Raw genomic sequence first — 21,554 nt, forward strand, 5'->3', positions numbered from 1 at the left:
TGACCGCGATGCTGAACGACACCCCGACCACCTCGACCCCGCCGACCGCAGCCGCGCTGCCGACGGCGCGTGGGCCGCTGTCCTCCGCCGTCCTGTCCGCACTCGTGCAGTCCCCGTCGGACGCGGGCAGCGTCGTCGCCCCCGTCACGGACGCCGATCCCTACGGCGACGACCTTCATCTCGCGTTGTACCTCTGCTACGAACTGCACTACCGCGGGCTCCCCGGTGTGGACGACGCCTGGGAGTGGAATCCCGACCTCCTGCGTCTGCGTGCCGAGATGGAGAGCGCCTTCCTCGCCGACGTCCGTGCGCACGTGACGGTGGGCGGCTCGGCGGCCGACGAGATGGACCTGTTGTCGACGGAGCACGTCGACGGGTCCGGCCCGTCCTTCCACCTCCGCGACACCGGCACCGCCGAGCAGATGCGGGAGTACCTCGCGCACCGATCGCTGTACCACCTCAAGGAGGCCGACCCCCACGCGTGGACGATCCCGCGGCTGCAGGGTCAGGCCAAGGCCTCCTACGTCGCCGTCGAGTTCGACGAGTTCGGCGGCGGGCGCGGAAGCCGGATGCACCAGAACCTCTTTCGCGACCTCCTGGCAGCGGCGGGACTCGACGCGACCTACCTCGGTTTCCTCGACCGGGTGGGTGCACCGACCCTCGCACCGGTCAACCTGATGTCGATGTTCGGTCTGCACCGATCGCTGCGAGGTGCCGCCGTCGGACACCTCGCCGCGACCGAGATCACCTCCTCACCCGGATCGCAGCGGCTGGTTAAAGCGTTGCAGCGGTTGGAGTTCCCGGCCGAGTGTGTCGCGTTCTACGCCGAGCACGTCGAGGCGGACGCGGTGCACGAGCAGGTCATGCGACACGACGTGGTGGGCGACCTCGTCGCGCGCGAACCGGAACTCGAGGCGGACGTCGTCTTCGGGATGCGCGCCATCGACCATGTCGAGAACGTCCTGGCGGACCATCTCATGGACGCGTGGAGCAACGGCCGGGAGTCGCTGCGCCCCGCGTCGTGATCCGCGACCGGAACCGGACTCTCCGTACACTGGGACCATGGAACCTCTGCTCCTGATCATCGTCGTCGTGGCTCTGGTCGTCGGCGTCGTCGTCGTGTCCCAGCGCAGGTCCGGCCGACGGAGTCTCGAGTCGCTCGACGACGCCAAGGCCGACGCGCGTCAGGCCATCGAGCGCCTCGGCGGCCAGGTGTACAACCTGGTGGGCTCGGACACTGCCTCCAAGCAGGCTCTGGCCGACGCGTCCGAGCGCTACACGGCCGCGGGCTCACAGATCGATCAGGCGCAGTCCCCCACCCAGGCGCGTCTGGCCAAACAGACTGCGCTGGAAGGGCTCTACTACATCCGCGCTGCCCGGCTGGCGATGGGCATGGACCCCGGCCCCGAGGTCCCCACCATCGTCGGACAGAAGTCCGCGGGCGAGGTCACCGAGGAACGCACCGTCGACTACGAGGGTCGGGCCGTGACCGCGAGCCCCGGACCGTCCGAGAAGACGCCGAACTACTACCCCGGCGGACGCGTGGCGGGTCGCCCCGTCCCTGCGGGCTGGTACTCCGAGCCGTGGTGGAAGCCCGCCCTCGTGGCCGGCGCGTGGGGCATGGGATCCATGTTCCTGTTCTCCGCGATGTTCTCCGGGATGGCCGGCGTGGGCTACGGGGCGGACAACTTCGCCAGTGGTGAGGGCGACGGGACCGACATGAACGACGGGGGCGACATGGGCGGCGACACGGGTGACGGTGGCGGCGACATGGGCGGCGATGCCGGGGGCGACTTCGGTGGTGGCGACTTCGGCGGTGGTGGTGACTTCGGCGGCGGCGGCGACTTCGGGGGCGGCGGCGACTTCGGAGGTTTCTGACCTCCACGGGCGCCGGTCCGCACACCCCCCGGTGCCGTGCACCCCGTCCAGTCAGCGGAACCGGGTGCGCGCCCCCCGGAACTCGTGCGGACGGATCAGTGCTCGACCGACCTCACGTCGCCTGACACGTCGGGCACCAGAAGAGGTTGCGCCCCTTCATGTCCGCGGTGAGAATCGTCGTGCCGCAGATCAGGCACGGCTGGCCGTTCCTCTTGTAGACGTAGGAACGCGGGCGTCCCGGTCCACGCGACCCTGTGCCCGAGTCGTGTTCCTTGTCCAGCGTGATGATGCGCCCGCGTCGCACGCCCACCTTCATCAACTCGACGAGATCCGTCCACATCTCGTCCCACTCCTCGTGGTCGAGGTGCTTGCCGGTGCGGAACGGGCTCACGCGGTGCCGGAACAGCAGCTCGGCCCGGTAGACGTTGCCGATGCCGGCGATGACGTCCTGCTCCATCAGCAACGCGCCGACCGCCATGGCCGACTTGTGGATCCGGTGGAACGCCTTCTCCGGGTCGGACTCCTTGCGCAGCGGATCGGGACCCAGGCGCGCCACCAGCGCGTCGACCTGAGTGTCGTCGAAGATCTCGCAGCGGGTGGGGCCGCGCAGGTCGGTGCCGTACTCCTCCCCCACCATGCGCATCCGCACCTGGCCGACGGGCTCCTTCATGGGAACGGACTGCTCGCCGAACTTTCCGTACAGCCCGAGGTGGACGTGGACGATCGCCCCGTTGTCATACCGGTGGAGCAGATGCTTGCCCCAGGCGTCGGCGCGCTTCAGGACATGCCCGGAGACCCACTCGGCGCCGTCGACGAAACGTCCCTGCGGACTGGACACCTCGATGACCTGGCCGCCGAAACGCTTCTGGTGCAGTCGCGCCAGACGATGGAGAGTGTGCCCCTCGGGCATGGGTGGTACCTGACTACTCGGGCTGTGGTGCGGACCCTCTTATTCGGAGCCGCCGTCGGCCGAGGGTGCACCGGGAACGGCCGGCGCGTCGCCGGTGCGCTCGTACTCGGACAGGATGTCGATGCGGCGCTGGTGGCGCTCCTCACCCGACCACGGGGTCTCGAGGAACGCGTCCACGATCGCGAGCGCCTCGGGCAGCGTGTGCATGCGGCCGCCGATGCCGATCAGCTGCGCCTTGTTGTGCTGACGCGCGAGCTGGGCCGTCTCGACGCTCCAGGCGAGAGCGCACCGCGCGCCTGGGACCTTGTTGGCCGCGATCTGCTCACCGTTGCCGGAGCCACCGAGCACCAGTCCGAGGCTCTCCGGGTCGGCGACCGTGCGGCGAGCCGCCTCGATGCAGAACGCCGGGTAGTCGTCCACCGCGTCGTACGTGAACGCACCGCAGTCGATCGGCTCGTGTCCCGATTCCCGCAGGTGGTCGATGATCTGATTCTTGAACTCGAAGCCGGCGTGATCGGCACCCAGGTATACGCGCATGGCTAGAGTTTGACAGGTGCCCCCCTCCGCCCCGACGCCACCGTGCGGGTGGGGCCCCGTCGCCGGGGTGGACGGCGCCGCGGGCCGGTGGGTGGTGGCTCGCCTCCACGACGGACGAGTGTCGTTGACCCTGGTCGACACCGTCGCGGCCGTCCTGGACACCACCCGGGACTGCGCGGCCGTCGGGGTCGACATGCCGCTGACCGTTCCCGACGCCGGAGTGCGAGCGAGCGAACTCCAGGTTCGGACGTTCCTGGGCCCGGCGCGATCGTCGCTCTTCCCCACGCCGGTACGCGACGCGGTGTGGGCGGCCTCCTGGGAGGACGCCTGCGTGATCGCCCGCGCCCGCACGGGCAAGGCCATCAGCAAGCAGTCCTGGTACCTCACCGACCACATCCGGGCCTGGGACGCGGCCGACCCAGACATCGCGCGGGTGATCGAGGTGCACCCGGAATCGTCGTTCCGGGCGCTCGCCCCCGCCACCCGCTTCACGTCGAAGAAACGAGCCCGCGGCATCGCGCAACGGCTGCAAGCACTCTCGGTGGTGGTGGACGTGCCGGCGCTGCTGGAGGCCACGAGTGCGATCGAGGACGGGCCCGCGATGGACGACGTGCTCGACGCGGTGGCGGCCGCCTGGTCCGCGCGCCGCTGGCTCGGCGGCGAGGCACTGGAGTTCGGGGACGGCACTCGCGATCGCCGCGGCCGTCCCGACCTCATCGTGGTCTGACGCACCCCGCCGGAATCACCGACGGGGTGCGCGGTCGACTCAGTCGAACTGCGGGTCCTCGTTGCGAGAACGCTTGAGCTCGAAGAAGTGCGGGTACGACGCGAAGATCACCGACGCGTCCCACAGCTTGCCGGCCTCCTCGCCGCGCGGGATCCTCGACAGCACGGGACCGAAGAAGGCGACACCGTTGACGTGGATGGTCGGCGTGCCGACGTCCTTGCCCACCTTGTCCATTCCCGCGTGGTGGCTCTTGCGCAGCGCGTCGTCGAACTCACTGCTCGCGGCCGCCTCGGCCAACGAGGCCGGGAGGTCCAGTGCAGCGAGCGACTTCTGGATCACGTCCGGGAAGTCCTTGTTGCCCTCGTTGTGGATTCGCGTCCCCATCTCGGTGTAGAGCGGCGCGAGGATCTCGTCGCCCTTCTCCTGCGCGGCCGCGATCGCGACGCGGACGGGACCCCACGCCTTCTTCATCATGTCCTGGTACTCGTCGGGAAGATCGCGTCCCTCGTTGAGGACCGCCAGGCTCATGACGTGGAAGTTCGTCTCGATGTCGCGAACCTTCGCCACCTCGAGAATCCAGCGCGAGGTGATCCAGCACCACGGGCAGAGCGGGTCGAACCAGAAATCTGCCACGTCCTTGCTATCGCTCACGTCGGTCCTTTCGTCGTCGGGTAGTGCTCGGTGTTCGGCTGGTCTGCGGAGCGTCCCGCACAGTGGGCCGGTGACACGAACTCTGCACACCTGTTCTACCCGCCCGCGGCGACCGGCGTCATGATGGGATGGACACAGCCGCGACCGCAGTTCGGCGGTGGCAGAAGAAATCGACAGAAAGGGTGCACGTGGTTGCCCCCAATTTGACCAGGGACCAGGCAGAGGAACGGTCCTCGCTGCTCACGGTCACGCACTACTCCATCACTCTCGACCTGACGGACGGAGCCGGTGGCCCGGGCGAGAAGACCTTCTCCTCGACCACCACCGTCACCTTCGACGCGACCGCCGGAGCCTCCAGTGTCGTCGACATCGTCGCCGCCTCGGTGAGCTCCGCGACGCTCAACGGAACCGACGTCGACGTCTCCTCCTACGACGAGTCGACGGGCATCGCGCTCACCGACCTCGCGGAGCACAACGAGCTCACCGTGGTCGCGGAGTGCGTCTACTCCCATACCGGTGAGGGCCTGCACCGCTTCGTCGATCCGTCGGACGGCTCCGTCTACCTGTACAGCCAGTTCGAGACCGCGGACGCCAAGCGCATGTTCGCGTGTTTCGATCAGCCGGATCTCAAAGCGACCTTCGACGTGACGGTGACGGCACCGAAGGACTGGGCCGTCATCTCCAACGCGGCTGCCGCGGAGACCTCCGAGGCGTCCGGTGCCACGACGCACGTGTTCGAGACGACTCCCGTGATGAGCACCTACCTCGTCGCGCTCATCGCCGGCCCGTACGCGCAGTGGACCGATTCCTACTCGGACGACCACGGCACCATTCCGCTCGGAATCTACTGCCGCGCATCGCTGTCGGAGTACATGGACGCCGATCGCCTCTTCACCGAGACCAAGCAGGGCTTCGAGTTCTACCACCGTAACTTCGGTGTCCCGTACGCCTTCGGCAAGTACGACCAGCTGTTCGTGCCCGAGTTCAACGCGGGCGCGATGGAGAACGCCGGCGCGGTGACCTTCCTGGAGGACTACGTCTTCCGGTCCAAGGTGACGCGCTACTCCTACGAGCGCCGCGCCGAGACCGTGCTGCACGAGATGGCCCACATGTGGTTCGGCGATCTCGTGACCATGCGGTGGTGGGACGACCTGTGGCTCAACGAGTCCTTCGCCACGTTCGCGTCGGTGCTCTGCCAGTCGGAGGCCACGGAGTACACCAGCGCGTGGACCACGTTCGCGAACGTCGAGAAGAGCTGGGCCTACCGCCAGGACCAGTTGCCGTCGACGCACCCCATCGCCGCGGACATTCCCGATCTCGCCGCAGTCGAGGTCAACTTCGACGGCATCACCTATGCCAAGGGCGCCAGCGTCCTCAAGCAGCTCGTCGCCTACGTCGGGCTCGAGGACTTCCTCGCGGGCCTGCGCAGCTACTTCCGCGACCACGCCTTCGGCAACGCGACCTTCTCGGATCTGCTGTCGGCTCTCGAGGCCTCGTCCGGTCGCGACCTGTCGGACTGGGGTGATCAGTGGCTGCGCACCACCGGCCTGAACACCCTGACACCGGAATTCGAGATCGACGACGACGGCAACTACTCGTCCTTCTCCGTCGTGCAGGGGGCCGCGGCACCCGGCAAGGGTGAGCGCCGCGTGCACCGCATCGCCGTCGGCATCTACGACGGTGACGACTCCGGCGCGCTCACTCGCGCCCAGCGGGTCGAGCTCGACGTCGAGCCGCAGGAGCGCACCGAGGTTCCCGCGCTGGTGGGCACGCCCGCCGGTCGGTTGGTGCTCGTCAACGACGACGACCTGACGTACTGCTCGCTGCAGCTGGATCCGACTTCGCTCGAGACGCTCATCGCGCGCATCGGCGACATCACCGAGTCGCTCCCCCGCACCCTGGCGTGGTCGGCGGCGTGGGAGATGACCCGGCAGGCCGATCTGAAGGCACGCGACTTCGTCGCACTGGTGCAGCGCGGCATCACCTCCGAGACCGAGGTCGGAGTCGTGCAGCGGCTCCTGCTGCAGGCGCAGACCGCGCTCGGCAGCTATGCCGAGCCGGGGTGGGCGCAGTCCACGGGATGGCCCGAGTTCGCCGACCGCCTCCTCGAGCTGGCGCGCGCGGCCGACGGTGGGTCGGATCATCAGCTGGCCTACGTCAACGCGCTGGCCTCGTCCGTGCTGGCCGAGCGCCACACGACAGTGCTGCAGGCGCTGCTCGACGGAGATGTGGACGGCCAGGATCTGGGCGGCCTCACCGTCGACACCGATCTGCGCTGGCGGTTCGTCACCGCTCTGGCTCGCAGCGGCGCGATCGACACGGGGTCCGACACACCCGTGATCGACGCCGAGGCCGAGAAGGACAACACCGCGGCCGGTGCCCGCAACGCGGCGGCGGCGCGAGCTGCCCGCCCGCAGGCCTCGGTCAAGGAGGAGGCGTGGACCACGGTCATCGACAACGACTCCCTACCCAACATCACCGCGCGTGCCATCATCGGCGCGTTCCCCGGTGCGGGCCAGGGAGAGTTGTTGGAGCCGTTCGTCTCCCGCTACTTCGACGCCATCTCCGATGTCTGGGCACGTCGTTCCAGCGAGGTCGCGCAGACCGTCGTCGTCGGTCTGTACCCGACCTGGTCCATCAGTGAGCAGTCGGTGGCGGCGGCGGACGAGTTCCTCGCGGGCGACCACCCGCCGGCCCTCGCGCGCCTCGTCGTCGAGGGTCGCGCGTCCGTGGTGCGGTCGCTCGCCGCTCGAGCGGCGGACGGTGCCTGACCGCACCTGACTCGCGCACGGACAAGGGCCCATCATCCTCGCGGATGATGGGCCCTTGTCTCTGTGCCGGGGTGGCGCCGTGTCAGGCGGACGGGCCGGTGATCGCCGCGCTCATGACGCGCACGGCGGCGACGAGGCCGTCGATCAGGTCGCCGTCACGGAAGGATCCCGTGGCCGCGGTGATACCGAGCTGCGCGATGCGGTCGTCGACGAGATGGGCGACGCCTCGACCGGAACGAACCTCGATGGCGCGCTGGTTCGGTGAGACGGCGATGAGCACCGAGTACTCGGCCTCGGGCGTTCCCGCGAGAGCGGCGTCCGCACCCGCGGCGGTGTCGGGGCCGAGGTCACCGACCAGCACGTTGAAGCGGATGCCCGTACGGCGGGTGGCCTCGATGAGCGACTCGTCGAGCTGGATCAGCTCGTCGGTCGCGAATGGGGACAGGTCGGGGTTGACGGTGCCCACCTGGTGCACACCGGAGACTCGACCGCTCGCGGTCACCACATGGCCGACGGGAAGGTTCTCCTCGTCGATCCGACGGGTCGAGAGTTCACCACTTGCCACTTGCCCGGCCTCCTACCAGCGAAGCCGAACCCGCGGTGAGTTCGGCGTGTGTCGAATGCGCAGCGTGCTGCGAGTACGGCGTCACCTCGTCCGTGGCCGACCACAGCACCGGGGCGTGGTCCCACTGCTGCCCGAGTCGGTAGGGGGCGGGACGCGGCGCGGGATCGGTCGACGTGATCTTCGCGAACACGAAGAGCGCGAGGAACAGTGCCAACGGAATCAGTCCGAAGATCAGCGCGGTTTCGAGGATGCTCACGCCCATCACCTTAGTGGACGGGTGTCAGGCCGCGCCCTCACCCAGGTACGGCAGCCAGGTGGGATCGAGTTCCTTGATGCTCGCGAGCAGTCGCCAGTGCGGACCCTTCGGCGGGACCAGCGCGGCGCGCAGGGTCCACCCCAGCTCGCTGAGCATCTTGTCCGCCTTGCGGTGATTGCAGGAAGCGCAGCACGCGACGCAGTTCTCCCAGGAGTGACCGCCGCCGCGACTGCGCGGCACCACGTGGTCGATGGTCTCGGCCTTGGAACCGCAGTACGCGCACCGGAAACGGTCCCGATGCATCAGAGCCGCCCGCGTCATCGGGATGCGCGCCCGGTAGGGCACCCGCACGTACGAGCGGAGGCGGATGACCGACGGCACCTGCAGAGCGATGTCCGCCGAGTGGACGACGGGACCGTCGTCGTCGTCGTGCACCACGACGGCCTTCTCGCAGACCAGCAGGACGACGGCACGCCGCATGGGCAGCGCGGTGAGTGGTTCGAACGTGGCGTTCAGGAGGAGTACGCGCCGCTTCACCCAGGCGGGGACGGCGTCCTCGTGATCGAGGTGCCCGTCGACGTCGGCCGGACTGGAGTGATCGGTGACGGCGTGCAACGACGCGCCGCCGAAGACGACAGGGTGTTCGGACTGGGGTCGCGCCCCCGACGCGCCGCCCTGCACGGCGTCGGTGGGCGACAGTTGTCGATGCCCGGCCCGAACCTTCGCGACAGTCCCGCTCTTCTTCATGCCACCTCCAGTGACCACTGCGCGCGGCGCGACTACCACTGGTTTGCGACAGCCACCGCCCGCACGTGAAGACCAACCACAGTGCATCACGAATCGGTGCCGTTCGCACGCTCATTCGAGGTCCGGCCGACGGCCACGCGGTGAACTCCGGGTGTCCCCCCGCACGGGTGGCGGGGTGGGTGCCGAGACGGGTGGTGACAGGTGGCGTGCGCCGAGGAGATCCGTAGACTTTTCGGGTGTATTCCTTCGACCCGAACGACGTCCTCGCCCTCTCGCTCTCCGACACCGGTCGCGACTGGCTGATCCAACGCCCGCTCCAGGTTCTGGGGTACGCCCTGCTCGCCGTGGTTCTGCGTTACATCCTGCACCGCATGATCGACCGGTTCACCAGCCGCTCACCCGGCGCGGGTCGCAGCGCTGCGGGTAAACCGCCCCTGCTGAGGCCGCTGCGCGAACGTGCCCCCGCCGGCGTCACCACCACCATCCTGAACGAGCGCCGCAACCAGCGCGCCCGCACCATCGGTTCGGTGCTCAAGTCGGCGGTCTCCGTCGGCATCCTGGTCTGGTTCGTGCTCTCCGCGCTCTCCATCGTCGGTGTGAACGTCGCCCCCTTCATCGCGTCCGCAGGCATCGTGGGTGTCGCGCTCGGTTTCGGCGCGCAGAACCTCGTCCGCGACTTCCTCTCCGGCATCTTCATGCTGCTCGAGGACCAGTACGGAGTCGGCGACATCGTCGATCTCGGCGAGGCATCGGGCACGGTCGAGACCGTGGGCCTGCGGGTCACCACGGTCCGCGACATCTCCGGGACGCTCTGGTACGTCCGCAACGGCGAGGTGCTGCGTGTCGGCAACATGAGCCAGGGTCACGCCGTCGCGGTGTTGGACCTCCCCGTCAGTCATTCCGCCGACATCGACGTCGCGTGCGAGGTGGCCGAGCGCACGGCGCGCGAGTCCATCGAGCGTGGCGAGTTCCAGGAGGACATTCTCGAGGCCCCGCAGATGCTCGGCGTCGACGCCGTCACGTCGGACACGGTGACGCTGCGCCTGACCATCAAGGTCCGACCCGGCCGGCAGTGGGCCGTGCAGCGCCAGTTGCATCGTCAGATCCTGGACGCCTTCGACGAGTCCGGCATCGCGGCGCCCTACCCCAACGGGCGGCCCTTCGGACCCGCCCCGAGTATGAGCACGTGATCGTGGAGAACAATGGAGCCATGACCGAGCCGGCACAGACCTTCTACGACGCGGTCGGCGGTGCGGAGACGTTTCGCACCCTGACCGCGCGCTTCTACGCCGAGGTCGAGCGGGACGAGATTCTGCGGCGGCTGTACCCGGAGGAGGACCTGGGCCCGGCGGAGCGCCGGATGCGCATGTTCCTCGAGCAGTACTGGGGTGGTCCGCGTACCTACTCGGACGAGCGCGGCCACCCGCGTCTGCGGATGCGGCACTCGCCGTTCGTCATCGGGCCGTTCGAGCGCGACGCCTGGCTGCGCGCGATGCACACGGCCCTGGCGTCGATCGACTCGGACACGATGGACGATGTGCATCGACGGCAGTTCGTCGACTACATCGAGATGGCGGCGAACTCGATGGTGAACTCGCCGCTGTAGTGCTGCGCGCTCAGCCGAGGGCGCCGGAGCGGCCCTTGCCCCGCAGCTTGCGGGCGACACGCATCGCGAACCACAGGGGACGCGGGATGTGCGGGCGCAGGATGGCGTGCTTGCGCACGTAGTGCGGCACGTGCCACTCGGCCCAGGTGCCGGCGTAGAAGAGAGCGGCATCCCCGGCGCGGAGCACGCGGGGCTCGTTGCCCGCGGACTGGACGACGACTTCGCCCTCGATGACGTGGATGGTCTCGTCCTGCTCGAAGTACCAGTTGAAGGTGCCGGCGGTGCAGTCCCAGACCCACGACGACGTGGTGGTGTCCGGGCTGCAGGACCACTGACCGCTGCGCGCGACGGGAGCACCCTCGAGGATCCACGAAGGATCGATCGGAGCCGGCAGGAGCTCGACGGAGTCGAGACTCACGGCTTCGAATACAGGAGTCGTCATGGAGGTTCCTTTACCGTCGCTTGAAGTTCCGCCTGAAAATACCCCACCAAACAAACTTTGGGTAGTTTTCACGCCGATAGTTCCGATTTTCTTGACCTCCCCATGGCATGAACAGCGGACGCGTGGTGATTCTCGTGGGAGCCGGGCAGGCCGGAGGCCGGTCGCCACGAGAGGCCGGGCAGGCCGGAGGGGTCGTGGTGACGGGCGCACCGCCCCTCGCAGCTCGGCCTTTGGCACTATTGCGCCTGTGAGCACTCCGATCGACGCGTCCGCCGGCCCGTCCCCCGCCGACGGCCCGTCCGCCCCGGCCCCCTGGTGGTCCGACGCCGTCTTCTACCAGATCTACCCCCGCTCGTTCGCGGACTCCGACGGCGACGGGATCGGTGATCTGGGTGGCATCCGGGACAAGCTCGGATACCTGGAACTGCTCGGCGTCGATGCACTCTGGCTCAGTCCGGTGATGCGGTCGCCGATGGTCGACCACGGATACGACGTGTCCGATCCCCGCGACATCGATCCGCTGTTCGGATCTCTCGAGACGATGGACGCCGTGGTGACGGAGGCGCACGCGCGAGGTATGAAGGTCACGATGGACCTGGTCCCGAACCACACGAGCGATCAGCACGAATGGTTCCGGGCCGCTCTGGCCGCGGCGCCCGGGAGCCCGGAGCGGGCCCGCTACGTGTTCCGGGACGGCAAGGGCGACGGCTCCGAGCCGCCGAACAACTGGCCCAGCATCTTCGGCGGTCCCGCGTGGCACCGCGTCACCGAGGCGGACGGCACACCCGGTCAGTGGTACCTCCACATCTTCGCGCCCGAGCAGCCGGATCTGAACTGGACCGAACCCGAGGTGCTCGCCGACCTGGAGGCGACGATCCGGTTCTGGCTCGACCGCGGTGTCGACGGGTTCCGCATCGACGTGGCCCACGGCATGGCCAAGCCGGCGGATCTCCCGGACATGGATCTGTCCGTGAACGAGCTGATGCGCAACGAGGACGGGGACCCCCGTTTCGACGACGACGGGGTGCACGAGATCCACCGCGCCATCCGACGGGTCGTGGACGAGTACGACGGCGCGATGACGGTCGGCGAGGTGTGGGTCCAGGACAACGAACGCTTCAGTCGCTACATCCGTCCCGACGAGCTCACCCTGGGCTTCAACTTCCGGCTGGCCGAGTCCGCGTTCGACGCCTCGGCCATCAGGGATGCCGTCGACAACTCGCTCGACGCGGTCGACCGTGTCGGCGGCACGCCGACGTGGGCCCTGTCCAACCACGATGTCGACCGCGAGGTCACCCGGTACGGCGGAGGTGAGCAGGGTCTGCAGCGCGCACGCGCGATGGCCCTGGTCCTGCTGGCGCTCCCCGGTGTCGTGTTCGTCTACAACGGCTCCGAGCTCGGGCTGCCCAACGCGGACCTCCCCGACTCCGCTCTGCAGGATCCCGCCTGGTTCCGATCCGGCGGCCAGGAACGCGGACGAGACGCGTGCCGCGTCCCGCTGCCGTGGGAGGGCACCGAGCCGCCGTTCGGGTTCTCGACGGCGCGGGAGACCTGGTTACCGATTCCCGCCGAGTGGGCCCCGCTGACCGTGGAGAGCCAACTCGAGGACGTGGACTCCATGCTGAGCCTCTATCGGACGGCGTTGAGCCTGCGGGCCGCGCGTCCGGAGTTCAGCGAGCCCGGAGTCGAGTGGTACGGGAGCCCTCCCGGGTGTCTGGCGTTCCGGCGCCGCGGCGGCGTCATCTGCGCGCTGAACACCACGTCCGAGCCCATCACCCTGCCGCCGGGAGCGCTGCTGCTCGCCAGCACACCGCTGCAGGACGGGCTGCTTCCGGCCGACGCGGCGGCCTGGCTCGTCTGAACGAGTCGCGGTGCGGGTCGGTCAGGACACCATGAGCGGGATCGTGGCGCCCCGGCTGCGGAACACCGATCCGTAGCGGGCGTCGAGCCGGATCCACGACCGAGCGATTCGCACCCGGACGCGCGCGTCGTCCGCACTCCGCGTCGAGTCGGACACCGTGGGTACGAACTTCATGGCGTTGAGCGCGAAGATCATGCGCATCGACACGGGCACTGCCTCGCCGTCGGCCTCGACGGTCACCACGTCCTGATCGAGCAGCGACACGGGCGGGCCGTGATCGGTTCCGTGTTCGCGGGCCAGGGCGACACCACGCTCGGCCAGCTCCACGAACACCGGACCGGGGACGTCGTCCACATGGGTCCACCCGGCGTCCGGCGGCACCGGACCGCGCCAGGCGGAGTCCATGCCGAAGCCGGGATCGAACGGTGCAGGTCCGGCGGATCGCATCGCCGAGAGGAGCCCGTCCGCGGCCACGGTGACGTCCGACGGCAGCACCCGGGCGCGGATCACGCGGGCGGCGAGGACGTCGAATCCGGTCTCGATCCACGCGACCACGTGACTGTCACCGCGGCGCCGGAGGCGCACCACCGCGCCCGGGTCGAGCCGCGCGGCGTGGGTCAGGAAGGTCGACAGATCGTCCCGGTCCCGCGAGTCCGGGACGGTCACCGACCGCTCGGCCAGCGCACCCGTCACGGCCGCTGCCAGCGCTGCAGGTACTCACGCTCGTCGCCGGACAGCCGGCGCAGGCGCTGGGTGTCGATGTCGAAGGCTGCGATCTGCGTGGACGCCACGATGGCCGGCGGAGTACTCATCGGTGCGCCGTGCGGGCGCACCTCGTATCCCGCCGTGAAGTCGACGGCCCGCAACTGCTCCACCCACATGAACACGTCGAGAGGCGTGTCCTCGTGGCGCAACTGGCCGCGGTAGCGCACGTGCAGGTCGGCTATCACCGCACTGTTCCGCAGGGTCGCGGTGGGGACACCGTCGGCCATGAGCCACGGGATGCGGGCCTCCTCCAGCAGCGTCACCATGCGTGCGTGGTTGATGTGCTGGTACACGTCCATGTCCGACCAGCGCACCTCGACGGGGCAGTGGAAGCCGATGAGCTCGTCGTCTGTCACTCCCCCAACCTATCCGGCCCGGCGCGGCGCCGGGCCGGGCACGCCCGTCCCCCCGGGCGTGGTCAACGCGAGACGTCGGTCCGCGCACCCGCCCCTCGCACCATGCTGCGGATCTGCCGCGCCGCCACCGAGAGCGTCGCCAGATCCAGCGTTCCGGACTCGCCGATCTCCGTGAGGGCCGCTCGGGCACGAGCGAGCCGGGAGGCATTGGTGGACTCCCAGTCGGCGATCATCTCGTCCGCCGTCTCCCCCGGTTCGCCGCCGCCCGTCACGTCGAGCGTGAGGGCACGCAGCGACGAGTACAGGTCGTCCCGCAACGCCAACCGCGCCAGGGAGTGCCAGCGGTCGCCGCGTTCGAGCGTGGACACCGCAGACAGCAGCCAGTCGATGCCGAGGTGCTCGCTGAGGGCGTAGTAGAGGCTCGCCATCACCTCGTCGTCCTCGTTCGCGATGTCCGCCGTCTCGATGACGTCGAGCAGGCAGAACACGTCGAGGAGCCGGAACACTCTGTGCGCGAGCTCTTCCGGCGCGCCCTTCTCGATGGCGGACGTGGCACGGTCGAGTCCGCTGCGTGCCTGCCGACCCTTCAGCCAGGTCGGGAGCTGCGATTCCAGGATCCGCACCTTGCGCGCGAACCTCGTGATCTCGGCACCGACAGCGATGGGCTGCGGCCGGTTCGACAACAGCCAGCGGGATCCTCGGTCGAGGAGGCGACGAGACTCGAGCACCAGTTCGTCGGACGCGTCCGTGGGCATGTCGGCCGCGGCGATCGCGGCCCAGATGTCGTGCAGACCGAAGATCTCGCTCGTCGCCGCGAACGCTCGCGCCGCGTCCGTGCTCCCGACTCCCGAGTCCTCCGCGAGGCGGAAGGCGTAGGTGATGCCGCCGTGGTCGACCGTCTCGTTCGCCACCCGCGTGGCCACGATCTCCCGGCGCAGCGGATGCGCCTTGATGGCACCGGCGAAACGTTCGCGCAACGGCGTCGGGAAGTAGTCCGTCATGAGCGGGGCGAACACGTCGTTGTCTGGCAGATCCGATGCCAGCAGGTCTTCCTGCAGCGCCAACTTCACGTGAGCCATGAGAGTCGACAGCTCGGGCGAGGTGAGACCCAGCCCGTTCTGCAGGCGTCGCGAGATCTCCGACTTCGTCGGCAGCGCGTCGAGCGACCTGTCCACCCGCCCCGACGCCACCAGGTCGGCGATCAGTCGAGCGTGGACGCCCAGCAGTTCGGGGGCGTGTGCCCGTGAGACACCCAGCAGCTCGTTCTGCGCGACGTTGTCCTCGAGAACGAGGGCGCCCACCTCGTCCGTCATGGAGGCCAGCAGGGACTCCCGGTCCTCCGCGGCCAGGTCACCCGACGTCACGGTGGAATCGAGCAGGATCTTGATGTTGACCTCGTGATCGGAGCAGTCGACGCCGGCGGAGTTGTCCACGGCGTCGGTGTTGATCTTGCCGCCCGCGGCGCTGTACTCGATGCGGCCGAGCGCGGTCACCCCGAGGTTGCCGCCCTCTCCGACCACGCGCGCCCGCAGGTCCGCGCCGTTCACGCGCACCGGGTCGTTGGCCTTGTCTCCCACGTCGGCATCGCTCTCGGTGCGCGACTTCACGTAGGTGCCGATGCCGCCGTTCCACAGCAGGTCCACCGGCGCCGTGAGGATGGCGCGCATCAGTTCGGGCGGTGACAGGGCGGTGACGTCGTCCGCCAGTCCGAGAGCCGCGCGCACCTCGGCGCTGACCGGTACCGACTTCACGGTGCGTTCGTGTACTCCGCCACCCCTGCTGATCAGGGAGGTGTCGTAATCCGCCCACGACGAGCGCGGCAGTTCGAACAGTCGCCGTCGCTCCGCGAAGGAGGCGGCCGCGTCGGGTGCGGGATCCAGGAAGATGTGCCGGTGGTCGAACGCGGCGACGATGCGGAGATGTTCACTGAGCAGCATCCCGTTGCCGAACACGTCGCCACTCATGTCACCGATACCGACCACGGTGATCTCGTCGGACTGCGTGTCGATGCCGTACTCGCGGAAGTGACGCTTCACGCTCTCCCAGGCACCCTTGGCGGTGATGCCCATCGCCTTGTGGTCGTACCCCACCGACCCGCCCGAGGCGAAGGCGTCACCGAGCCAGAAGCCGTACTCGGCGGACACCTCGTTCGCGAGATCGGAGAACGTGGCAGTGCCCTTGTCCGCCGCCACCACGAGGTACGAGTCGTCGTCGTCACGTCGCACCACGCGCTGCGGTGGGATCGCGGCGCGGGTGGCGCGGTCGAGGTTGTCGGTGACGTCCAGCAGCCCCGCGATGAACATGCGGTAGCAGGCTCGCCCCTCGGCGGTGGTCGCGGAGCGGTCGGTCGCAGCATCGCCGGTCGGAGACGGCGGCTGCTTGACGACGAAGCCGCCCTTCGCCCCCACCGGCACGATGACCGCGTTCTTGACGGCTTGCGCCTTGGCCAGTCCGAGCACCTCGGTGCGGAAGTCCTCGCGCCGGTCGGACCAGCGGAGACCACCGCGCGCGACCGTGCCGAAGCGCAGGTGCACGCCCTCGACGCGTGGCGAGTACACGAAGATCTCGAAACGCGGGCGCGGCTTGGGCAGCACGTCGATGCCGCGAGGGTCGAACTTCAGGGACAGGAAATCGCGCTCGCGACCCTGCTCGTCGACGACGAAGTGGTTGGTGCGCAGCGTCGCTCGCACGAGGGTGAACAGGGCACGCAGCACCCTGTCGGCGTCGAGGCTGACCACCTGATCGATCAGTTCGGCGAGCTCCGACGCGATCTCGTCGGCACGCTCCTCGGACGCCGAGGCGGGATCGAACTGCGCGTCGAACAGGTCGACGATCAGTCGAGCCGTCACCGGGTTGGCGAGGAGAACACCCTCGATGCCGGTCTGGCTGAAAGGGAATGCGGCCTGGCGCAGGTACTTCGCGTACGCCCGCAGCACCACCGCGCGGCGCCACTCGAGACCGGCCCGCAGAACCAGTTCGTTGAAGCGGTCGGCCTCCGCGTGGCCGTTCCACACGGCAGCGAACGCGTCGGTGAATCGTCGGCTGACCACACTCGTCTGGTTCTCGGCGCCCTCGATGACCTCGGGCTCCGCGGACAGGCCGAAATCGTAGATCCAGCAGCGCGTTCCGTCCTTGCGCACCACGGCGTACGGCCGCTCGTCGACCACCTCCACACCGAGGCTCTGCAGGACGGGCAGCACCTGGCTCAGCGAGACCTCGCTGCCGGTCACGTAGAGGGAGAAACGCCAGTGACCCGCCTCGGCGTCGCGCGGGCGGTACAGGCACATGTCGATGTCGTCGCCGACGAGCGCGTCGAGTCGAGCGATGTCGACGAGCGCCCGGTCCGCGTCGAAGTCCTGCTTGTAGGCCTCGGGGAAGGCGACGGCATAGCGCGCCGCGTTGTCGGGCGACACCGACGGGTCGGCCGCGGCCGCCTCACGCAGAGCGTCATCCCACGTGCGGGTGGCGTCGGCGATCAGCGCCCGGATGCGGTCGCGGTTGGCGTCCGAGACGTCGACGGCGTCCGCGCTCTGTCCGTCGAAGCGAACAGTGAAGTGCACCAACGCGAGTGGGCTGTCCGAGACGCGTGCCTCGTACTCGACGTCGGTACCGCCGAGCTCGTGCAGCAGGATCCTGCGGGTCTCGAGACGCAGGCGGGTGGTGTAGGAGTCGCGCGGAAGGTAGACCAGCGCCGACACGAACCGGCCGTACCCGTCACGGCGCAGGAAGAGCAGCACCTCGCGGCGCAGGGCACTGCGCTCCACGGCCGAGATGGTGTCGAAGAGCGACCTGCTGTCCGCCGAGAAGAGTTCGGTGCGCGGGAAGGACTGGATCGACTCGAGCATGGCCTGGCCGGAGTACGACGACAGGGTGTGCCCGGCGCGCTCGATGACGGTGCGCACGCGGTCACCCACGACCGGGATGTCGAGGACGTTGCCGTGCAGTGCGGAGATGGTGAACAGCCCCGTGAACCGGTGCTCTCCCACCGTGTTTCCCTCGTCGTCCAGATCGTGGACACCGACGAAGTAGGGGTGCACGGCGCGGTGCACGGACGTGGAGCTCGATGCGCGGGTGAGCACGAGAAGGTCCTCGCGAGCGACCACTCGGTCGATCGGCAGGTCGAAGCCCGCGACGGCGCCCGGATCGTCGGATCGCAGGATGCCCAGCGCGGACTCGGCGACGGGTTCGAGACCCGCCTCCGTCGCGGTGTACCGGCGGCTGCCGAGCACGCGGAAGTTGCCCTCGGACAACCACCGCAGCAGGCGGGCGGCGTCGTGCCGCGCCTCGGGGGTGACGGACTCGGTTCCGTCCGCGTCTCCGCGGCGTGGTCGTTCCAGACGATCGGCCAGTTCCAGCTGGCGACGCTGCATGGCCTCGGTGTCGTCGACGACGCGACGGACGTCGGCGAGCACGTCGGCCAGCGAGCTCTCGAGCGAGGCGAAGGCCTCCTCGCTCGCCGCGGGGTGCAGAGCCACGTGGATCCACGATTCGAGGATGCTGCCGTCCGCGAGATCGCCGGTCTCGACGTCGGACGGGGTGGCTCCGCCTCGGATGGAGAGGAGCGTGCCGGACTCGTCGCGCACGACGCGCAGGATCGGGTGCACCACCTCGACGACCGCGATGCCGGCTCCGGTGAGCCAGGCGGTGACCGACTCGACCAGCATCGGCATGTCGTCGGTGACGATCTGCAGGGCCACGCCGACGGTGCTGTCGGGTCCGCGGTGCAGGGCGAGAGAGGCGACGCCGGGATCACGACGCTCGGCGAGCTCCAGATGTCGGTACACCACCGCGGTCGGGTCGGCTCCCGTGGTGGTCCGCAACACGTCCAGATCGACGTGCCCGAAGTACACCGCGCGGAGGTCGTCCGCCCGATCGAGCACCGAGTTCGGCGCCGTTGCCGCCTCGGAGTGCTCTCCCGCTGAAGTCATCGCTGTCGCCTTTCGATCACCACGAGCGGCGGATCCACCGGTCGGGGCGACGTTGTCCGTGGGGTTCGGCTCCCGACCCTAGCCTCGCGAGGCCGGGAGCCGAACACCGCGGTGACGTGGCGTGCGATGAAAATAGGTTACTTACCAGTACATTTCAGTCGCGCGTGAGCTTCCGGTGCGTCACGCGGTGCGGGCGAGCGGCGTCGGGACCGAGTCGCTCGACCTTGTTGGCCTCGTAGCCCTCGAAGTTGCCCTCGTACCAGTACCAAGCGGCCTCGTTGTCGCCGAAGCCACCTTCCCACGCCAGAATGTGCGTGCACGTCCGGTCGAGGAACCACCGGTCGTGCGAGATCACGACGGCGCAGCCGGGGAACTCCTCGAGGGCGTTCTCGAGCGAACCGAGCGTCTCGACGTCCAGGTCGTTGGTGGGCTCGTCGAGCAGGATCAGGTTGCCGCCCTGCTTGAGCGTCATCGCCAGGTTGAGGCGGTTGCGCTCGCCACCGGACAGGACTCCGGCCGCCTTCTGCTGGTCGTGACCCTTGAACCCGAAGGAGCTGATGTACGCCCGCGACGGGAACTCCTGCGTACCGATGGTGATGAAGTCCAGGCCGTCGGACACGGTCTCCCACACGGTCTTGGCGGGATCGATGCCGGATCGGTTCTGGTCGACGTAGCTCAGCTTGACCGTCTGACCGATCTTGACCTCGCCGCCGTCCGGCTCCTCGAGACCGACGATGGTCTTGAAGAGCGTGGTCTTTCCGACGCCGTTGGGGCCGATGACACCGACGATGCCGTTCCGCGGAAGCGTGAACGACAGGTCCTTGATCAGCACGCGGCCGTCGAAGCCCTTGTCGAGGCTCTTGACCTCGACCACGACGTCGCCGAGGCGCGGCGGGTTGGGGATCTGGATCTCGTCGAAGTCGAGCTTGCGCATCTTGTCGGCCTCGGCCGCCATCTCGTCGTAGCGATCGAGACGTGCCTTGTTCTTGGCCTGGCGAGCCTTGGCGCCGGAGCGGACCCAGGCGAGTTCGTCCTTGAGGCGCTTCTGCAGCTTCTGGTCCTTCTTGCCCTGGACCTCGAGACGCTCGGCCTTCTTCTCCAGGTAGGTGGAGTAGTTGCCCTCGTAGGGATAGAGGCGACCACGGTCGACCTCGCAGATCCACTGCGCGACGTGATCGAGGAAGTACCGGTCGTGGGTCACGGCCAGGATGGCACCCTGGTACGCGGCCAGATGCTGCTCGAGCCAGAGAACCGACTCGGCGTCGAGGTGGTTGGTGGGCTCGTCGAGCAGCAGCAGGTCCGGCTTGCTCAGCAGCAGCTTGCACAACGCCACACGACGCTTCTCACCACCGGACAGGTGGGTCACACCCTCGTCCGGCGGCGGGCAGCGCAGTGCGTCCATGGCCTGCTCGAGCTGCGAGTCGATCTCCCACGCGTCGGCGTGGTCGAGCTTCTCCTGCAGCTCGCCCATCTCCTCCATCAGCTCGTCGGAGTAGTCGGTGGCCATCAGCTCGGCGATCTCGTTGTACCGCTTGAGTTGGACCATCGTCTCGCCGAGACCGTCCTCGACGTTCTCGCGAACCGTCTTGTTCTCGTCGAGCTCGGGCTCCTGCATGAGGATGCCGACGGTGGCGCCCTGCGCGAGGAACGCCTCACCGTTTCCGGGCTGGTCGATCCCGGCCATGATCTTGAGGATCGAAGACTTGCCGGCGCCGTTGGGGCCGACGACGCCGATCTTCGCTCCCGGCAGGAAGCTCATCGTCACGTCGTCCAGAATGACCTTGTCGCCGTGCGCCTTGCGCACCTTCTTCATGGTGTAGATGAATTCCGCCACGAGTTCCTCTCGATGTGCTCACCAGCGTGTGTGCCGGGCGGATCGCGCCGGCTGAGATGCCGACGACGGGGCCGACAACTGGGAGATGTGCTCGACGCGGAAGTCTACCGGGACCGACCGGTGCCCGTGAAACCGTTCGCGGTCAGCCCACCGGCACCGGCTCGGGCTCGGCCGTGTCCACCGCGGCCTCGGCGACGGTCTCGCCGGACTCCTGCCGCTCGGCCGCCTGACGCGGCCGGTCCACCTTGACGTGGCACCGAGCGAGATCGGGTCCCACCGCGGTGGCTCGGATCTCGAGATCGGCTCGGCCCACGCCCTCCTTGGTCGTGTACTCGTTGGTGTGCGCCTGCCCGAAGACGATGACCGAATCGCCCTTCATCAGCGACGCTCCGACCCCCGACACCAGACGTCGCCAGCAGCTGACCGAGGCGTAGAGCGTGTCCCCGTCCTGCCACTCCCCACTCTCGCGGTCCATGCGGCGCGAATTGCTGGCCACGCGGAAGCTGAGCACCTCGTCGCCGGACGGCGTGGTGCGCTTGATCGGATCGGTGATGACGGTGCCCACCACGGTCAGATACGACTCGTACATCGTTCCCCCCTCTCGCGGTCGATCCGGTACCGACCGCGCCCCCGACTCTGCGCCGCTCGCACCGCGGACAGAAGGGCCCGCGAGCACCTGTGGACGGCCGTCCACAGGAGCGCCGCGGGGGTTGACAGGAG

The 21,554-nt window shown here is 68.7% G+C and carries 19 protein-coding genes; 7 read left to right on the top strand and 12 right to left on the bottom strand.

Annotated features, from left to right (window positions below; genetic code table 11):
- Positions 1 to 8: 8 nt before the first annotated feature.
- Together QRN16_RS08785 and QRN16_RS08790 are read left to right on the top strand one after the other, a co-directional pair.
- The gene (locus QRN16_RS08785; protein ID WP_285185705.1) at positions 9 to 1,025 is read left to right on the top strand and encodes an iron-containing redox enzyme family protein; all 1,017 of its coding nucleotides are present in this window, start codon (positions 9 to 11) and stop codon (positions 1,023 to 1,025) included.
- Positions 1,026 to 1,062: 37 nt separating this feature from the next.
- Positions 1,063 to 1,878: a DUF1542 domain-containing protein gene (locus tag QRN16_RS08790; protein ID WP_285185707.1), complete on the top strand. Its 816-nt coding sequence runs from the start codon at positions 1,063 to 1,065 to the stop codon at positions 1,876 to 1,878.
- Between the two features lie 112 nt (positions 1,879 to 1,990).
- Here QRN16_RS08790 and QRN16_RS08795 read toward each other — a convergent pair whose 3' ends face one another.
- Together QRN16_RS08795 and QRN16_RS08800 are read right to left on the bottom strand one after the other, a co-directional pair.
- Entirely contained in the window at positions 1,991 to 2,788 is a 798-nt protein-coding gene (locus QRN16_RS08795; RefSeq protein ID WP_027505647.1) for an Fpg/Nei family DNA glycosylase, read from the bottom strand.
- A 39-nt stretch (positions 2,789 to 2,827) separates the two neighbouring features.
- Complete coding sequence (locus QRN16_RS08800) at positions 2,828 to 3,325, bottom strand: ribose-5-phosphate isomerase (protein WP_027505646.1); 498 nt, start codon at positions 3,323 to 3,325, stop codon at positions 2,828 to 2,830.
- A 16-nt stretch (positions 3,326 to 3,341) separates the two neighbouring features.
- Between QRN16_RS08800 and QRN16_RS08805 the strand changes: the two genes are divergently transcribed.
- Positions 3,342 to 4,052, top strand: coding sequence for a DUF429 domain-containing protein (locus QRN16_RS08805; RefSeq protein WP_285185712.1), 711 nt, complete (start codon positions 3,342 to 3,344; stop codon positions 4,050 to 4,052).
- 39 nt (positions 4,053 to 4,091) lie between these two features.
- On the opposite strand, the gene QRN16_RS08810 is transcribed toward QRN16_RS08805, so the two are convergent.
- On the bottom strand, positions 4,092 to 4,703 hold the full coding sequence (locus QRN16_RS08810) for a DsbA family protein (RefSeq protein ID WP_027505644.1): 612 nt from the start codon (positions 4,701 to 4,703) through the stop codon (positions 4,092 to 4,094).
- A gap of 188 nt (positions 4,704 to 4,891) precedes the next feature.
- Between QRN16_RS08810 and pepN the strand changes: the two genes are divergently transcribed.
- Positions 4,892 to 7,474: an aminopeptidase N gene (gene pepN, locus QRN16_RS08815; protein ID WP_285185715.1), complete on the top strand. Its 2,583-nt coding sequence runs from the start codon at positions 4,892 to 4,894 to the stop codon at positions 7,472 to 7,474.
- Between the two features lie 82 nt (positions 7,475 to 7,556).
- Here the strand turns inward: pepN and QRN16_RS08820 are convergent, their stop codons facing one another.
- From QRN16_RS08820 to QRN16_RS08830, 3 genes are read right to left on the bottom strand one after another with little or no spacing between them, the layout of a single operon-like run.
- Positions 7,557 to 8,039, bottom strand: a complete 483-nt coding sequence (locus tag QRN16_RS08820; RefSeq protein ID WP_222630258.1) for a DUF5130 family protein — start codon at positions 8,037 to 8,039, stop codon at positions 7,557 to 7,559.
- On the bottom strand, positions 8,026 to 8,295 hold the full coding sequence (ctaJ, locus tag QRN16_RS08825; RefSeq protein WP_027505641.1) for an aa3-type cytochrome oxidase subunit CtaJ: 270 nt from the start codon (positions 8,293 to 8,295) through the stop codon (positions 8,026 to 8,028). The genes QRN16_RS08820 and ctaJ overlap by 14 nt, the downstream gene beginning before the upstream one ends.
- Positions 8,296 to 8,319: 24 nt before the next feature.
- Complete coding sequence (locus tag QRN16_RS08830) at positions 8,320 to 9,042, bottom strand: HNH endonuclease (RefSeq protein WP_285185718.1); 723 nt, start codon at positions 9,040 to 9,042, stop codon at positions 8,320 to 8,322.
- 236 nt (positions 9,043 to 9,278) lie between these two features.
- Between QRN16_RS08830 and QRN16_RS08835 the strand changes: the two genes are divergently transcribed.
- Both QRN16_RS08835 and QRN16_RS08840 read left to right on the top strand, forming a co-directional pair.
- Positions 9,279 to 10,232, top strand: a complete 954-nt coding sequence (locus QRN16_RS08835) for a mechanosensitive ion channel family protein (protein WP_027505639.1) — start codon at positions 9,279 to 9,281, stop codon at positions 10,230 to 10,232.
- Between the two features lie 20 nt (positions 10,233 to 10,252).
- On the top strand, positions 10,253 to 10,648 hold the full coding sequence (locus QRN16_RS08840; RefSeq protein ID WP_285185719.1) for a globin: 396 nt from the start codon (positions 10,253 to 10,255) through the stop codon (positions 10,646 to 10,648).
- Positions 10,649 to 10,658: 10 nt separating this feature from the next.
- Here QRN16_RS08840 and QRN16_RS08845 read toward each other — a convergent pair whose 3' ends face one another.
- On the bottom strand, positions 10,659 to 11,090 hold the full coding sequence (locus tag QRN16_RS08845) for a cupin domain-containing protein (RefSeq protein ID WP_222630235.1): 432 nt from the start codon (positions 11,088 to 11,090) through the stop codon (positions 10,659 to 10,661).
- Positions 11,091 to 11,337: 247 nt separating this feature from the next.
- Here QRN16_RS08845 and QRN16_RS08850 point away from each other — a divergent pair, with 247 nt between their 5' ends.
- Positions 11,338 to 12,951 (top strand): glycoside hydrolase family 13 protein, encoded by a 1,614-nt coding sequence (locus tag QRN16_RS08850; protein WP_502943985.1) that lies wholly within the window; start codon positions 11,338 to 11,340, stop codon positions 12,949 to 12,951.
- A 21-nt stretch (positions 12,952 to 12,972) separates the two neighbouring features.
- Here the strand turns inward: QRN16_RS08850 and QRN16_RS08855 are convergent, their stop codons facing one another.
- From QRN16_RS08855 to ssb, 5 genes are all read right to left on the bottom strand, one after another.
- Positions 12,973 to 13,644, bottom strand: a complete 672-nt coding sequence (locus QRN16_RS08855; RefSeq protein ID WP_502943986.1) for a DUF8010 domain-containing protein — start codon at positions 13,642 to 13,644, stop codon at positions 12,973 to 12,975.
- On the bottom strand, positions 13,641 to 14,072 hold the full coding sequence (locus QRN16_RS08860) for an acyl-CoA thioesterase (protein ID WP_027505634.1): 432 nt from the start codon (positions 14,070 to 14,072) through the stop codon (positions 13,641 to 13,643). The genes QRN16_RS08855 and QRN16_RS08860 overlap by 4 nt, the downstream gene beginning before the upstream one ends.
- A gap of 62 nt (positions 14,073 to 14,134) precedes the next feature.
- Positions 14,135 to 19,000, bottom strand: coding sequence for an NAD-glutamate dehydrogenase (locus QRN16_RS08865; protein WP_285185720.1), 4,866 nt, complete (start codon positions 18,998 to 19,000; stop codon positions 14,135 to 14,137).
- A 154-nt stretch (positions 19,001 to 19,154) separates the two neighbouring features.
- Positions 19,155 to 20,834 (bottom strand): energy-dependent translational throttle protein EttA, encoded by a 1,680-nt coding sequence (gene ettA, locus QRN16_RS08870; RefSeq protein ID WP_027505632.1) that lies wholly within the window; start codon positions 20,832 to 20,834, stop codon positions 19,155 to 19,157.
- Positions 20,835 to 20,976: 142 nt separating this feature from the next.
- Entirely contained in the window at positions 20,977 to 21,423 is a 447-nt protein-coding gene (gene ssb, locus QRN16_RS08875; RefSeq protein WP_051613327.1) for a single-stranded DNA-binding protein, read from the bottom strand.
- Between the last annotated feature and the right edge of the window lie 131 nt (positions 21,424 to 21,554).

Origin of the sequence: Rhodococcus sp. MEB041 (genome assembly GCF_030208955.1) — a bacterium.
GTDB lineage: Bacteria > Actinomycetota > Actinomycetes > Mycobacteriales > Mycobacteriaceae > Rhodococcoides.

Bases quoted from the DNA above. Each gene is read 5' to 3' on its own strand.
- QRN16_RS08865 (WP_285185720.1), bottom strand. From the start codon at position 19,000: ATGACTTCAGCGGGAGAGCACTCCGAGGCGGCAACGGCGCCGAACTCG.
- QRN16_RS08795 (WP_027505647.1), bottom strand. From the start codon at position 2,788: ATGCCCGAGGGGCACACTCTCCATCGTCTGGCGCGACTGCACCAGAAG.
- QRN16_RS08845 (WP_222630235.1), bottom strand. From the start codon at position 11,090: ATGACGACTCCTGTATTCGAAGCCGTGAGTCTCGACTCCGTCGAGCTC.
- ssb (WP_051613327.1), bottom strand. From the start codon at position 21,423: ATGTACGAGTCGTATCTGACCGTGGTGGGCACCGTCATCACCGATCCG.
- QRN16_RS08830 (WP_285185718.1), bottom strand. From the start codon at position 9,042: ATGAAGAAGAGCGGGACTGTCGCGAAGGTTCGGGCCGGGCATCGACAA.
- QRN16_RS08790 (WP_285185707.1), top strand. From the start codon at position 1,063: ATGGAACCTCTGCTCCTGATCATCGTCGTCGTGGCTCTGGTCGTCGGC.
- QRN16_RS08785 (WP_285185705.1), top strand. From the start codon at position 9: ATGCTGAACGACACCCCGACCACCTCGACCCCGCCGACCGCAGCCGCG.
- QRN16_RS08800 (WP_027505646.1), bottom strand. From the start codon at position 3,325: ATGCGCGTATACCTGGGTGCCGATCACGCCGGCTTCGAGTTCAAGAAT.
- QRN16_RS08840 (WP_285185719.1), top strand. From the start codon at position 10,253: ATGACCGAGCCGGCACAGACCTTCTACGACGCGGTCGGCGGTGCGGAG.